The 10,971-nt window shown below is 65.2% G+C and carries 20 protein-coding genes and 1 pseudogene; all 21 read left to right on the forward strand.

All coding sequences use genetic code 11. From position 1 onward, the window contains the following. The first annotated feature begins 3 nt into the window (after positions 1-3). Positions 4-423: a 50S ribosomal protein L16 gene (rplP, locus tag AB0H86_RS42255; protein ID WP_004927269.1), complete on the forward strand. Its 420-nt coding sequence runs from the start codon at positions 4-6 to the stop codon at positions 421-423. Next, on the forward strand, positions 423-647 hold the full coding sequence (rpmC, locus tag AB0H86_RS42260) for a 50S ribosomal protein L29 (protein ID WP_003998824.1): 225 nt from the start codon (positions 423-425) through the stop codon (positions 645-647). The genes rplP and rpmC overlap by 1 nt, the downstream gene beginning before the upstream one ends. Beyond that, complete coding sequence (rpsQ, locus tag AB0H86_RS42265) at positions 647-934, forward strand: 30S ribosomal protein S17 (RefSeq protein WP_362451348.1); 288 nt, start codon at positions 647-649, stop codon at positions 932-934. The genes rpmC and rpsQ overlap by 1 nt, the downstream gene beginning before the upstream one ends. Positions 935-1,031: 97 nt before the next feature. Beyond that, positions 1,032-1,400 carry a 50S ribosomal protein L14 gene (rplN, locus tag AB0H86_RS42270; protein WP_003992364.1) on the forward strand — a complete coding sequence of 123 codons (369 nt, stop codon included), beginning with the start codon at positions 1,032-1,034 and terminating at the stop codon, positions 1,398-1,400. A 2-nt stretch (positions 1,401-1,402) separates the two neighbouring features. After that, on the forward strand, positions 1,403-1,726 hold the full coding sequence (rplX, locus tag AB0H86_RS42275; RefSeq protein ID WP_362451350.1) for a 50S ribosomal protein L24: 324 nt from the start codon (positions 1,403-1,405) through the stop codon (positions 1,724-1,726). Beyond that, the gene (gene rplE / locus AB0H86_RS42280) at positions 1,726-2,283 is read left to right on the forward strand and encodes a 50S ribosomal protein L5 (RefSeq protein WP_280886337.1); all 558 of its coding nucleotides are present in this window, start codon (positions 1,726-1,728) and stop codon (positions 2,281-2,283) included. Before rplX ends, rplE begins: the two co-directional genes overlap by 1 nt. A gap of 5 nt (positions 2,284-2,288) precedes the next feature. Then, complete coding sequence (locus AB0H86_RS42285; RefSeq protein ID WP_003948630.1) at positions 2,289-2,474, forward strand: type Z 30S ribosomal protein S14; 186 nt, start codon at positions 2,289-2,291, stop codon at positions 2,472-2,474. Between the two features lie 211 nt (positions 2,475-2,685). Next, complete coding sequence (gene rpsH / locus AB0H86_RS42290; RefSeq protein WP_013001411.1) at positions 2,686-3,084, forward strand: 30S ribosomal protein S8; 399 nt, start codon at positions 2,686-2,688, stop codon at positions 3,082-3,084. A 24-nt stretch (positions 3,085-3,108) separates the two neighbouring features. Beyond that, positions 3,109-3,648 carry a 50S ribosomal protein L6 gene (gene rplF, locus AB0H86_RS42295; RefSeq protein WP_362451352.1) on the forward strand — a complete coding sequence of 180 codons (540 nt, stop codon included), beginning with the start codon at positions 3,109-3,111 and terminating at the stop codon, positions 3,646-3,648. Between the two features lie 3 nt (positions 3,649-3,651). Beyond that, positions 3,652-4,035, forward strand: coding sequence for a 50S ribosomal protein L18 (rplR, locus tag AB0H86_RS42300; RefSeq protein ID WP_362451353.1), 384 nt, complete (start codon positions 3,652-3,654; stop codon positions 4,033-4,035). A gap of 38 nt (positions 4,036-4,073) precedes the next feature. Further along, positions 4,074-4,679, forward strand: coding sequence for a 30S ribosomal protein S5 (rpsE, locus tag AB0H86_RS42305; protein ID WP_362451356.1), 606 nt, complete (start codon positions 4,074-4,076; stop codon positions 4,677-4,679). Next, positions 4,679-4,861 carry a 50S ribosomal protein L30 gene (rpmD, locus tag AB0H86_RS42310; RefSeq protein ID WP_280886335.1) on the forward strand — a complete coding sequence of 61 codons (183 nt, stop codon included), beginning with the start codon at positions 4,679-4,681 and terminating at the stop codon, positions 4,859-4,861. Before rpsE ends, rpmD begins: the two co-directional genes overlap by 1 nt. A 2-nt stretch (positions 4,862-4,863) precedes the next feature. Further along, positions 4,864-5,319 (forward strand): 50S ribosomal protein L15, encoded by a 456-nt coding sequence (rplO, locus tag AB0H86_RS42315; protein ID WP_362451358.1) that lies wholly within the window; start codon positions 4,864-4,866, stop codon positions 5,317-5,319. A 522-nt stretch (positions 5,320-5,841) separates the two neighbouring features. Beyond that, positions 5,842-7,155 carry a preprotein translocase subunit SecY gene (gene secY, locus AB0H86_RS42320; RefSeq protein WP_362451360.1) on the forward strand — a complete coding sequence of 438 codons (1,314 nt, stop codon included), beginning with the start codon at positions 5,842-5,844 and terminating at the stop codon, positions 7,153-7,155. Next, on the forward strand, positions 7,155-7,817 hold the full coding sequence (locus AB0H86_RS42325; protein WP_362451362.1) for an adenylate kinase: 663 nt from the start codon (positions 7,155-7,157) through the stop codon (positions 7,815-7,817). The genes secY and AB0H86_RS42325 overlap by 1 nt, the downstream gene beginning before the upstream one ends. A 183-nt stretch (positions 7,818-8,000) precedes the next feature. After that, positions 8,001-8,837 (forward strand): type I methionyl aminopeptidase, encoded by an 837-nt coding sequence (map, locus tag AB0H86_RS42330; RefSeq protein WP_362451364.1) that lies wholly within the window; start codon positions 8,001-8,003, stop codon positions 8,835-8,837. 192 nt (positions 8,838-9,029) lie between these two features. Then, positions 9,030-9,251: a translation initiation factor IF-1 gene (infA, locus tag AB0H86_RS42335; protein ID WP_003948620.1), complete on the forward strand. Its 222-nt coding sequence runs from the start codon at positions 9,030-9,032 to the stop codon at positions 9,249-9,251. 59 nt (positions 9,252-9,310) lie between these two features. Continuing rightward, a complete protein-coding gene (gene rpmJ / locus AB0H86_RS42340) occupies positions 9,311-9,424 on the forward strand; it encodes a 50S ribosomal protein L36 (protein ID WP_003974245.1) in 114 nt (37 codons plus the stop codon). A 192-nt stretch (positions 9,425-9,616) separates the two neighbouring features. Beyond that, positions 9,617-9,997: a 30S ribosomal protein S13 gene (rpsM, locus tag AB0H86_RS42345; protein ID WP_362155169.1), complete on the forward strand. Its 381-nt coding sequence runs from the start codon at positions 9,617-9,619 to the stop codon at positions 9,995-9,997. A gap of 64 nt (positions 9,998-10,061) precedes the next feature. After that, a complete protein-coding gene (rpsK, locus tag AB0H86_RS42350) occupies positions 10,062-10,466 on the forward strand; it encodes a 30S ribosomal protein S11 (RefSeq protein ID WP_003956432.1) in 405 nt (134 codons plus the stop codon). 143 nt (positions 10,467-10,609) lie between these two features. Beyond that, positions 10,610-10,971 (forward strand): annotated as a pseudogene (locus AB0H86_RS42355) (DNA-directed RNA polymerase subunit alpha); the annotation flags it as partial.

The raw sequence follows: 10,971 nt of genomic DNA on the forward strand, positions 1-10,971 counted from the left end.
GACATGCTGATCCCCCGTAGGGTCAAGCACCGCAAGCAGCACCACCCGAAGCGCCGCGGTCAGGCCAAGGGTGGTACGACGGTCGCGTTCGGCGAGTACGGCATTCAGGCCCTCACGCCGGCGTACGTGACCAACCGCCAGATCGAGGCGGCCCGTATCGCGATGACCCGCCACATCAAGCGTGGCGGCAAGGTCTGGATCAACATCTACCCGGACCGTCCCCTGACCAAGAAGCCTGCCGAGACCCGCATGGGTTCCGGTAAGGGTTCGCCGGAATGGTGGATCGCGAACGTGCACCCGGGTCGGGTCATGTTCGAGCTGTCCTACCCCAACGAGAAGATCGCCCGTGAGGCCCTCACTCGCGCCGCTCACAAGCTGCCGATGAAGTGCCGGATCGTCAAGCGCGAGGCAGGTGAAGCGTGATGTCGGCCGGTACCAAGGCGTCCGAGCTGCGCGAACTGGGTGACGAGGAGCTTCTTGCGAAGCTTCGCGAAGCCAAGGAAGAGCTGTTCAACCTCCGCTTCCAGGCGGCGACGGGCCAGCTCGAGAACCACGGTCGGCTCAAGGCCGTCCGTAAGGACATCGCGCGGATCTACACCCTGATGCGTGAGCGCGAGCTGGGCATCGAGACGGTGGAGAGCGCCTGATGAGTGAGAGCAACGTGACTGAGCAGACTGCAGGGGCCCGAGGCTTCCGCAAGACCCGCGAGGGTCTCGTCGTCGGCGACAAGATGGACAAGACTGTCGTCGTCGCCGTCGAGGACCGCGTCAAGCACGCGCTGTACGGCAAGGTCATCCGCCGTACGAACAAGCTCAAGGCGCACGACGAGCAGAACGCCGCGGGTGTCGGCGACCGTGTCCTCCTCATGGAGACCCGGCCGCTGTCCGCGACGAAGCGCTGGCGCGTCGTAGAGATCCTCGAGAAGGCCAAGTAAATCTCCTGCGGGCAAACCCGCAGGACAGTTCCGCCAGGCTCCGGGAGCCGCTCCCTGAGCGGCTCCCGGGGAACCGGCAGACAATCAGGAGATAGACGTGATCCAGCAGGAGTCGCGACTTCGTGTCGCCGACAACACTGGTGCGAAGGAGATCCTTTGCATCCGTGTGCTCGGTGGCTCCGGTCGCCGCTACGCGGGCATCGGTGACGTCATCGTCGCCACCGTCAAGGACGCGATCCCCGGCGGCAACGTGAAGAAGGGTGACGTCATCAAGGCGGTCATCGTTCGCACTGTCAAGGAGCGCCGCCGTCCGGACGGCTCGTACATCCGCTTCGACGAGAACGCCGCCGTCATTCTGAAGAACGACGGCGACCCTCGTGGCACCCGTATCTTCGGCCCGGTGGGCCGGGAGCTGCGCGAGAAGAAGTTCATGAAGATCATCTCGCTCGCGCCGGAGGTGCTGTAAGCATGAAGATCAAGAAGGGCGACCTGGTCCAGGTCATCACCGGTAAGGACAAGGGCAAGCAGGGCAAGGTCATCGCGGCCTTCCCCCGCGAGGACCGGGTCCTGGTCGAGGGTGTCAACCGGGTCAAGAAGCACACCAAGGCCGGTCCGACTGCCAAGGGTTCTCAGGCCGGCGGCATTGTCACGACCGAGGCCCCTGTTCACGTGAGCAACGTTCAGCTCATCGTGGAGAAGGACGGCAACAAGGTAGTGACCCGCGTCGGTTACCGCTTCGACGACGAAGGCAACAAGATCCGCGTTGCCAAGCGGACGGGTGAGGACATCTGATGACGACCACCACCACTCCGCGTCTGAAGACGAAGTACCGCGAGGAGATCGCGGGCAAGCTGCGTGACGAGTTCAAGTACGAGAACGTCATGCAGATCCCCGGTCTCGTCAAGATCGTGGTCAACATGGGTGTGGGCGACGCCGCCCGCGACTCCAAGCTGATCGACGGCGCGATTCGCGACCTCACCACGATCACCGGTCAGAAGCCGGCGGTCACCAAGGCCCGTAAGTCCATCGCGCAGTTCAAGCTGCGTGAGGGCCAGCCGATCGGTGCGCACGTCACGCTCCGTGGCGACCGCATGTGGGAGTTCCTGGACCGCACCCTGTCGCTCGCGCTTCCGCGCATCCGCGACTTCCGCGGCCTGTCTCCCAAGCAGTTCGACGGCCGTGGCAACTACACCTTCGGTCTCACCGAGCAGGTCATGTTCCACGAGATCGACCAGGACAAGATCGACCGCACCCGGGGTATGGACATCACCGTGGTGACCACGGCGACCAACGACGCTGAGGGCCGCGCGCTCCTTCGTCACCTCGGCTTCCCCTTCAAGGAGGCGTGAGCGAGATGGCGAAGAAGGCTCTGATTGCCAAGGCTGCTCGTAAGCCCAAGTTCGGAGTACGTGGCTACACGCGCTGCCAGCGCTGCGGCCGTCCGCACTCCGTGTACCGCAAGTTCGGCCTGTGCCGCGTGTGCCTTCGTGAGATGGCTCACCGTGGCGAGCTGCCGGGCGTGACCAAGAGCTCCTGGTAATCCCCTACTTCGGGATTCCAGAGGCTCTCGGTAAGTAAAGGGCGGTGTCAGGTGCCCACCCCTTCATGGCTTAGGCTAGGAGGGTTGGGCGCTTGGACGCCCATACGACTTACTACGCCGTAGGTCCACCGCGCCGCACCCGTCCCGTCTCGGATCGGGGAGAGGGATGGCGCACCAGGAAACCCCGGCGAGAGAGGCCGAAGGCCAATTCATGACCATGACTGATCCGATCGCAGACATGCTTACGCGTCTGCGGAACGCGAACTCGGCATACCACGACTCTGTGACGATGCCGGCATCGAAGATCAAGTCTCACATCGCGGAGATCCTCCAGCAGGAGGGCTTCATCACGGGCTGGAAGGTCGAGGACGCCGAAGTCGGCAAGAACCTCGTCCTGGAGCTGAAGTTCGGCCCCAACCGTGAGCGCTCCATCGCGGGGATCAAGCGCATCTCCAAGCCCGGTCTCCGGGTGTACGCGAAGTCCACCTCCCTGCCCAAGGTGCTGGGTGGCCTCGGCGTGGCGATCATCTCCACGTCGCACGGTCTCCTCACCGACAAGCAGGCCGGCAAGAAGGGCGTAGGCGGAGAAGTTCTCGCCTACGTCTGGTAGCGGAAGGGAACGGAGGAAACAGCTATGTCGCGCATTGGCAAGCTCCCCATCACGGTTCCCGCCGGCGTGGACGTCACCATCGACGGCCGTACGGTTTCGGTCAAGGGCCCCAAGGGTTCTTTGAGCCACACCGTTGCCGCGCCGATCGACATCGCCAAGGGTGAGGACGGCGTGCTCAGCGTCACCCGCCCCAACGACGAGCGTCAGAACAAGGCCCTGCACGGCCTGTCCCGCACGCTGGTGGCGAACATGATCACCGGCGTGACCGAGGGTTACGTGAAGAAGCTCGAGATCAGCGGTGTCGGTTACCGCGTTGCGGCCAAGGGATCGAACCTCGAGTTCGCGCTCGGCTACAGCCACTCGATCACCGTCGAGGCGCCCGAGGGCATCTCGTTCAAGGTCGAGAACCCGACGCACTTCTCGGTCGAGGGAATCGACAAGCAGAAGGTCGGCGAGGTTGCGGCCAACATCCGCAAGCTGCGCAAGCCCGACCCGTACAAGGCCAAGGGCGTCAAGTACGAGGGCGAAGTCATCCGCCGCAAGGTCGGAAAGGCGGGTAAGTAAGCCATGGCATACGGACAGAAGATCCTCAAGGGCGACGCCTACAAGCGCGCCGCGATCAAGCGCCGCCACATCCGGATCCGCAAGTCGATCAACGGTACGGCGGAGCGTCCTCGTCTGGTCGTGACCCGCTCGAACCGCCACATCGTGGCCCAGGTGATCGACGACATCAAGGGTCACACCCTGGCGTCGGCGTCCACCCTGGACACCTCGATCCGCGGTGCCGAGGGCGACAAGTCGGCCCAGGCCAAGCAGGTCGGCGCCCTGGTCGCCGAGCGCGCCAAGGCCGCTGGTGTCGAGGCTGTCGTATTCGACCGTGGTGGCAACCAGTACGCCGGGCGCATCGCCGCCCTGGCGGACGCCGCCCGCGAAGCCGGGCTCAAGTTCTGAGCCGCTTCCGTAGCTAGCGGAAAGAGAGAGGTAATCCAATGGCTGGACCCCAGCGCCGTGGAAGCGGTGCCGGTGGCGGCGAGCGGCGGGACCGGAAGGGCCGTGACGGCGCATCTGCCGCCGAGAAGACCGCGTACGTTGAGCGCGTTGTCGCGATCAACCGCGTCGCCAAGGTTGTGAAGGGTGGTCGTCGCTTCAGCTTCACCGCGCTGGTCGTGGTGGGCGATGGTGACGGCACCGTGGGTGTCGGTTACGGCAAGGCCAAGGAGGTGCCGGCCGCCATCGCCAAGGGTGTTGAGGAGGCCAAGAAGCACTTCTTCAAGGTCCCCCGTATCCAGGGCACCATCCCGCACCCGATCACGGGTGAGAAGGCTGCCGGCGTCGTACTGCTCAAGCCCGCGTCCCCCGGTACCGGCGTTATCGCCGGTGGCCCGGTGCGTGCCGTGCTCGAGTGCGCCGGTATCCACGACATCCTGTCGAAGTCGCTCGGCTCGTCGAACGCGATCAACATCGTGCACGCGACCGTGGCGGCCTTGAAGGGCCTGCAGCGTCCCGAGGAGGTCGCGGCCCGCCGTGGCCTGCCGCTCGAGGACGTCGCTCCCGCGGCTCTGCTGCGTGCACGTGCCGGGGCTGGTGCTGCGTAATGGCACAGCTCAAGATCACGCAGAAGAAGTCGTACATCGGCAGCAAGCAGAACCACCGTGACACCCTGCGCTCCCTTGGTCTCAAGGGCATCAACACGCAGGTCGTCAAGGAGGATCGTCCCGAGTTCCGCGGCATGGTGCACACCGTCCGCCACCTCGTGACGGTCGAGGAGGTCGACTGATCATGGCGGAGAACAACCCGCTCAAGATCCACAACCTCCGTCCCGCCCCGGGCGCCAAGACCGCCAGGACCCGTGTGGGTCGTGGTGAGGCGTCGAAGGGTAAGACGGCTGGTCGTGGTACCAAGGGCACGAAGGCCCGTTACCAGGTTCCGGCACGCTTCGAGGGTGGGCAGATGCCCCTCCACATGCGTCTCCCGAAACTCAAGGGCTTCAAGAACCCGTTCAAGACCGAGTACCAGGTCGTGAACCTCGACAAGCTGGGCGAGCTGTACCCCGAGGGTGGCGAGGTCACCGTCGAGGGTCTCGTGACCAAGGGTGCCGTTCGCAAGAACAGCCTCGTCAAGGTCCTCGGCCAGGGCGAGATCTCCGTGGCGCTGCAGGTGACGGTCGACGCCGTCTCCGGCTCCGCCAAGGAGAAGATCACCGCCGCCGGCGGTACGGTCACCGAGCTCATCTGAGCCCGGGCGGCCCCGCCGCACACGCACAGAGGCCGGGCAGTTCTCCCGTGGGGGAGCTGCCCGGCCTTTGCCGTACGTACGATCGGCCGCGAGCGCCGTGTGATAAAGGTCCGCGGAAATCGGCTCGCGGAGGCGGCTTGTGGAGAACGGCTTGTGGAGAACGGCCGAAAAGAGCCGGTGCCCGGCGCTTCATCCGTCGGAGACCGGCAACAATGCAAGGAAAACTCCCCGTTTTCCCCTTTATTCCTCGCTGGTCGCTTCGCAGATGTCAACGTGATTTGACCGGCACCGGGTGACGACGGAGATCTTCACCGCCCCGTCCCTGACCGAGCCTTGACCTGCCGCCTGTCAGGCAAGCTTCACCTGGCTGCGCAGGCGCTGTTAGAGTCCGTGAGGTCCACCTGTGCCCGCGCGAGGTATGCCGTTCGGTGTCGAGGTGGTAGAAAACATCGTTCGGCCCACTGGGCCCTGTTTATACGACTAGTCCCTGCCGCGCGCGGCGCGGGGGTCGCAGGAGGAACCGTGCTCACCGCGTTCGCCCGGGCGTTCAAGACGCCCGACCTGCGCAAGAAGCTGCTCTTCACGCTCGCCATCATCGTGGTCTACCGAGTCGGTACCCACGTTCCGATCCCGGGCGTCGACTACACGGCCGTCCAGCAGTGTGTGGACGAGGCGTCCGGCAACCAGGGCCTGTTCGGTCTGGTGAACATGTTCAGCGGTGGTGCCCTGCTCCAGATCACCATCTTCGCGCTGGGCATCATGCCGTACATCACCGCGAGTATCATCCTGCAGCTGCTGACCGTCGTGATCCCGCGTCTGGAAGCCCTGAAGAAGGAGGGGCAGGCCGGCACCACGAAGATCACGCAGTACACGCGGTACCTGACGGTGGCGCTCGCCATCCTGCAGGGCACCGGTCTCGTCGCCACCGCGCGCAGCGGTGCGCTGTTCAGCGGCTGCCAGGTCGCCAGCTCGATCGTCCCGGACCGCGCGATCTTCACCACCATCGTGATGGTCATCTGCATGACCGCCGGTACGGCCGTGGTCATGTGGCTCGGCGAGCTCATCACCGACCGCGGCATCGGCAACGGCATGTCGATCCTGATGTTCATCTCGATCGCCGCGACCTTCCCGTCCGCGCTGTGGGCCATCAAGAAGCAGGGCACCCTGGCCGACGGCTGGATCGAGTTCGCCACGGTCATCCTCGTCGGCCTGGTCATGGTCGGCCTGGTGGTCTTCGTCGAGCAGGCCCAGCGCCGCATCCCGGTGCAGTACGCGAAGCGGATGATCGGCCGCCGTTCCTACGGCGGTACGTCGACGTACATCCCGCTGAAGGTGAACCAGGCGGGCGTGATCCCCGTGATCTTCGCGTCGTCGCTGCTCTACATCCCGGCTCTGGTCGCGCAGTTCTCGAGTGGTACGTCGGGTTGGAAGACCTGGATCGAGGGTCACCTCGTCAAGGGAAACCACCCCTACTACATCATTTCGTACTTCCTGCTGATCGTTTTCTTCGCGTTCTTCTACGTGGCGATCTCCTTCAACCCCGAAGAAGTCGCCGACAACATGAAGAAGTATGGTGGCTTCATCCCGGGCATCCGGGCTGGCCGACCGACCGCTGAGTACCTGTCGTACGTGCTCAACCGGATCACCTGGCCGGGTTCGCTGTATCTGGGTCTGATCGCTCTCGTACCGACGATGGCGTTGGTTGGTTTCAATGCGAGCCAGAACTTCCCGTTCGGTGGGACGAGCATCCTGATCATCGTGGGTGTCGGTCTCGAGACGGTGAAGCAAATCGAGAGCCAGCTCCAGCAGCGCAATTACGAAGGGTTCCTCCGCTGATGCGTATCGTCCTCGTCGGGCCGCCGGGTGCCGGTAAGGGAACGCAGGCCGCGTTCCTAGCCCAGAACCTGTCGATCCCGCACATCTCCACGGGCGACCTCTTCCGGGCCAACATCAGCAAGCAGACGGAACTCGGCAAACTGGCGAAGTCCTACATGGACGCGGGCAACCTGGTCCCGGACGAGGTCACCATCGGGATGGCCAAGGACCGCATGGAGCAGCCCGACGCGGAGAACGGGTTCCTGCTGGACGGCTTCCCGCGCAACGTGTCGCAGGCCGAGGCGCTGGACGAGATGCTGCAGTCCGAGGGCATGAAGCTGGACGCGGTGCTGGACCTCGAGGTCCCCGAGGAGGAGGTCGTCAAGCGGATCGCCGGTCGGCGCATCTGCCGCAACGACTCCGCGCACGTCTTCCATGTGTCGTACAAGGCGCCGAAGCAGGACGGTGTCTGCGACATCTGCGGCGGGGAGCTGTACCAGCGCGACGACGACTCCGAGGAGACCGTCCGCAAGCGACTGGAGGTCTACCACACGCAGACCGAGCCGATCATCGACTACTACAAGGCGCAGGGCCTGGTGGTCACGATCTCGGCGCTCGGCAAGGTGGAGGACGTCACCGGGCGTGCCATGGAGGCGCTCAAGCGCGAGGACCACGCCGCGTAGCCCGTCCTGACAGCGTTCCGCACAGCCGTTCCACCTGGTCGCTCTTCGCAGTCGTTCTTCGCAGTCGTCCTTCGTACGTCGTCGCAGCCGCGGTTCCCTCTGGAGGGGCCGCGGCTGCTGCGTGGGTGCACGTATCGTTGACGACACCCGTCCTCTCCCGATCCGAGAAAGGCTCCCGCCGCCATGGTGCAGATCAAGTCCCCCGAGCAGATCGCCAAGATGCGTGAGGCGGGGTTGGTCGTCGCAGCCATCCATGCGGCGACGCGTGAGGCCGCGGTGCCCGGGGCCACGACCAGGGATCTGGACCAGGTCGCGCGCAAGGTCCTCGCGGAGCACAACGCGAAGCCGAACTTCCTGGGCTACGGCGGATTCCCGGCGACCATCTGCACCTCGGTGAACGAGGTCGTCGTGCACGGCATCCCGTCCGACGAGGTCGTCCTCAAGGACGGCGACGTCATCTCCATCGACTGCGGCGCGATCATCGACGGCTGGCACGGTGACGCGGCCTACACGGCCTTCGTGGGCTCCGGGCACGCTCCCGAAGTGGTCGAGCTCTCCCGGGTGACCGAGGAGTCGATGTGGGCCGGCATCGCGGCCATGAAGCAGGGCCACCGGCTCGTGGACGTCTCCCGGGCCATCGAGACGTACATCCGCCGCCAGCCGAAGCCCGGCGGCGGCCGCTACGGCATCATCGAGGACTACGGCGGCCACGGCATCGGCACCGAGATGCACATGGACCCGCATCTCCTGAACTACGTCGACCGCCGCCGCGGCAAGGGCCCCAAGCTGGTCCCCGGCTTCTGCCTCGCCATCGAGCCGATGGTCTCCCTGGGCACCCCGAAGACGGAGGTCCTCCAGGACGACTGGACGGTCATCACCACCGACGGCACGTGGTCGTCCCACTGGGAGCACTCGGTGGCCCTGACGGAGGTCGGCCCGCTGGTGCTGACGTCTCCCGACGGGGGTAAAGCGAAGCTCGCCGAGTACGGCATCACGGCCGCGCCCGACCCGCTGGCTTAGGGCGCAAGCGATCGGGCGCCGCGGTGCCCTGTGTGCTTAATGATCTCTCTCTTGGGGCATCCTTCCTCGATTCGTCTTTCCGGGTGCCCTGTCGTAGACTGACTCGTCGGCTCTCGTGCACCCGCATGTCCGCATGCGCCCGTAAGGGACGCAAAGAGAGTCGATCAAGGTAGTCGATTCGAAGGGCGAAGCGTGGCCAAGAAGCAAGGTGCCATCGAGATCGAGGGCACTGTCGTCGAGTCTCTTCCGAACGCCATGTTCAAGGTTGAGCTCCAGAACGGCCACCAGGTCCTGGCACACATCAGCGGCAAGATGCGTATGCACTACATCCGCATCCTCCCTGACGACCGGGTCGTGGTGGAGCTGTCTCCGTACGACCTGACGCGTGGCCGGATCGTCTACCGGTACAAGTAGATCTTGCCTTTGCCCCGCTTCCGGCGGGGTGGTGGCACTGACCCGGAGAACCTCACCCCATGAAGGTCAAGCCGAGCGTCAAGAAGATCTGCGACAAGTGCAGGGTGATCCGCCGTCACGGCCGGGTCATGGTCATTTGCGACAACCCGCGCCACAAGCAGCGCCAGGGCTGACGCACGACCCACCCTCTGCGATTCGCAGAATTTCGCGCGACGCGAGCTGAACATGTTCATACGCAGGACCCGGGCGGCGCTAGCGTCCGCCTGACACCCCCGGTTCGGAGGCCGGGGACCCGGTACGTACCTGGTACGGCGGCTGGGAATCGGTTCTGTGGAAGACCTCCGAGGATCAACTGGAGCCATTGAATGGCACGCGTTTCCGGTGTTGACATTCCGCGCGAAAAGCGCGTGGAGGTCGCCCTCACCTATGTGTTCGGCATCGGCCGGACCCTGTCCCAGCTGACGCTGGCCGAGACCGGCATCGACCCGAACACCCGCGTTCGCGACCTCTCCGAGGAGCAGCTCGTCGCGATTCGTGAGTACGTCGACAGCAACATCAAGACCGAGGGTGACCTCCGTCGCGAGATCCAGGCCGACATCCGCCGCAAGGTCGAGATCGGCTGCTACCAGGGTCTCCGTCACCGTCGTGGTCTGCCCGTCCGCGGTCAGCGCACCAGCACGAACGCCCGCACCCGCAAGGGCCCGCGTCGCGCCATCGCCGGCAAGAAGAAGCCGGGCAAGAAGTAGTCCTCAGCGGACGCTCACCAGCGGTCTTCGCTGTAGGACCGACCACCTCCCGTAGGAGTAATAGATGCCCCCCAAGGGTCGTCAGGGCGCTGCCAAGAAGGTGCGCCGCAAGGAAAAGAAGAACGTCGCTCACGGTCACGCGCACATCAAGAGCACGTTCAACAACACCATCGTCTCGATCACGGACCCCTCGGGCAACGTGATCTCCTGGGCCTCCGCCGGCCACGTCGGCTTCAAGGGCTCGCGCAAGTCCACCCCCTTCGCCGCGCAGATGGCCGCCGAGTCGGCCGCCCGCCGCGCGCAGGAGCACGGCATGCGCAAGGTCGACGTCTTCGTCAAGGGTCCCGGCTCCGGCCGTGAGACCGCGATCCGCTCCCTCCAGGCCACCGGCCTCGAGGTCGGCTCGATCCAGGACGTCACCCCCACCCCGCACAACGGCTGCCGTCCGCCCAAGCGCCGCCGCGTCTGAGGCCAGGTCGTCTTGAGGTTGCGGGCGGTACGGCTCTTCGGGGCGGTGCCGCCCGTACCCTTGCAGTACCCCGCACTTTCGCCGGTGCGGGTCCGTCGGGCGTCAAATAGCGGGCGTCCACGAAAAAAGGATCTGATCCACACATGCTGATCGCTCAGCGCCCCTCGTTGACCGAAGAGGTCGTCGACGAATTCCGCTCCCGGTTCGTGATCGAGCCGCTGGAGCCGGGCTTCGGATACACCCTTGGCAACTCCCTCCGCCGTACCCTCCTGTCGTCGATCCCCGGTGCCGCTGTCACCAGCATCCGCATCGACGGCGTCCTGCACGAGTTCACCACCGTGCCGGGCGTCAAGGAGGACGTCACCGACCTGATCCTCAACATCAAGCAGCTGGTCGTCTCCTCGGAGCACGACGAGCCGGTCGTGATGTACCTGCGCAAGCAGGGCCCGGGTCTGGTCACCGCCGCCGACATCGCGCCCCCGGCCGGTGTCGAGGTGCACAACCC

This window comes from Streptomyces sp. NPDC050997, assembly GCF_040660135.1.
Classification (GTDB): Bacteria; Actinomycetota; Actinomycetes; order Streptomycetales; family Streptomycetaceae; genus Streptomyces.

Bases quoted from the DNA above. Each gene is read 5' to 3' on its own strand.
- rpsK (WP_003956432.1), top strand. From the start codon at position 10,062: ATGCCCCCCAAGGGTCGTCAGGGCGCTGCCAAGAAGGTGCGCCGCAAG.
- rplR (WP_362451353.1), top strand. From the start codon at position 3,652: ATGGCATACGGACAGAAGATCCTCAAGGGCGACGCCTACAAGCGCGCC.
- rplO (WP_362451358.1), top strand. From the start codon at position 4,864: ATGGCGGAGAACAACCCGCTCAAGATCCACAACCTCCGTCCCGCCCCG.
- rplP (WP_004927269.1), top strand. From the start codon at position 4: ATGCTGATCCCCCGTAGGGTCAAGCACCGCAAGCAGCACCACCCGAAG.
- rpsH (WP_013001411.1), top strand. From the start codon at position 2,686: ATGACCATGACTGATCCGATCGCAGACATGCTTACGCGTCTGCGGAAC.
- AB0H86_RS42285 (WP_003948630.1), top strand. From the start codon at position 2,289: ATGGCGAAGAAGGCTCTGATTGCCAAGGCTGCTCGTAAGCCCAAGTTC.
- rpmJ (WP_003974245.1), top strand. From the start codon at position 9,311: ATGAAGGTCAAGCCGAGCGTCAAGAAGATCTGCGACAAGTGCAGGGTG.
- rplF (WP_362451352.1), top strand. From the start codon at position 3,109: ATGTCGCGCATTGGCAAGCTCCCCATCACGGTTCCCGCCGGCGTGGAC.
- rpmC (WP_003998824.1), top strand. From the start codon at position 423: ATGTCGGCCGGTACCAAGGCGTCCGAGCTGCGCGAACTGGGTGACGAG.
- rpmD (WP_280886335.1), top strand. From the start codon at position 4,679: ATGGCACAGCTCAAGATCACGCAGAAGAAGTCGTACATCGGCAGCAAG.
- rpsM (WP_362155169.1), top strand. From the start codon at position 9,617: ATGGCACGCGTTTCCGGTGTTGACATTCCGCGCGAAAAGCGCGTGGAG.
- rplX (WP_362451350.1), top strand. From the start codon at position 1,403: ATGAAGATCAAGAAGGGCGACCTGGTCCAGGTCATCACCGGTAAGGAC.
- map (WP_362451364.1), top strand. From the start codon at position 8,001: ATGGTGCAGATCAAGTCCCCCGAGCAGATCGCCAAGATGCGTGAGGCG.
- rpsQ (WP_362451348.1), top strand. From the start codon at position 647: ATGAGTGAGAGCAACGTGACTGAGCAGACTGCAGGGGCCCGAGGCTTC.
- AB0H86_RS42325 (WP_362451362.1), top strand. From the start codon at position 7,155: ATGCGTATCGTCCTCGTCGGGCCGCCGGGTGCCGGTAAGGGAACGCAG.
- rplE (WP_280886337.1), top strand. From the start codon at position 1,726: ATGACGACCACCACCACTCCGCGTCTGAAGACGAAGTACCGCGAGGAG.
- rpsE (WP_362451356.1), top strand. From the start codon at position 4,074: ATGGCTGGACCCCAGCGCCGTGGAAGCGGTGCCGGTGGCGGCGAGCGG.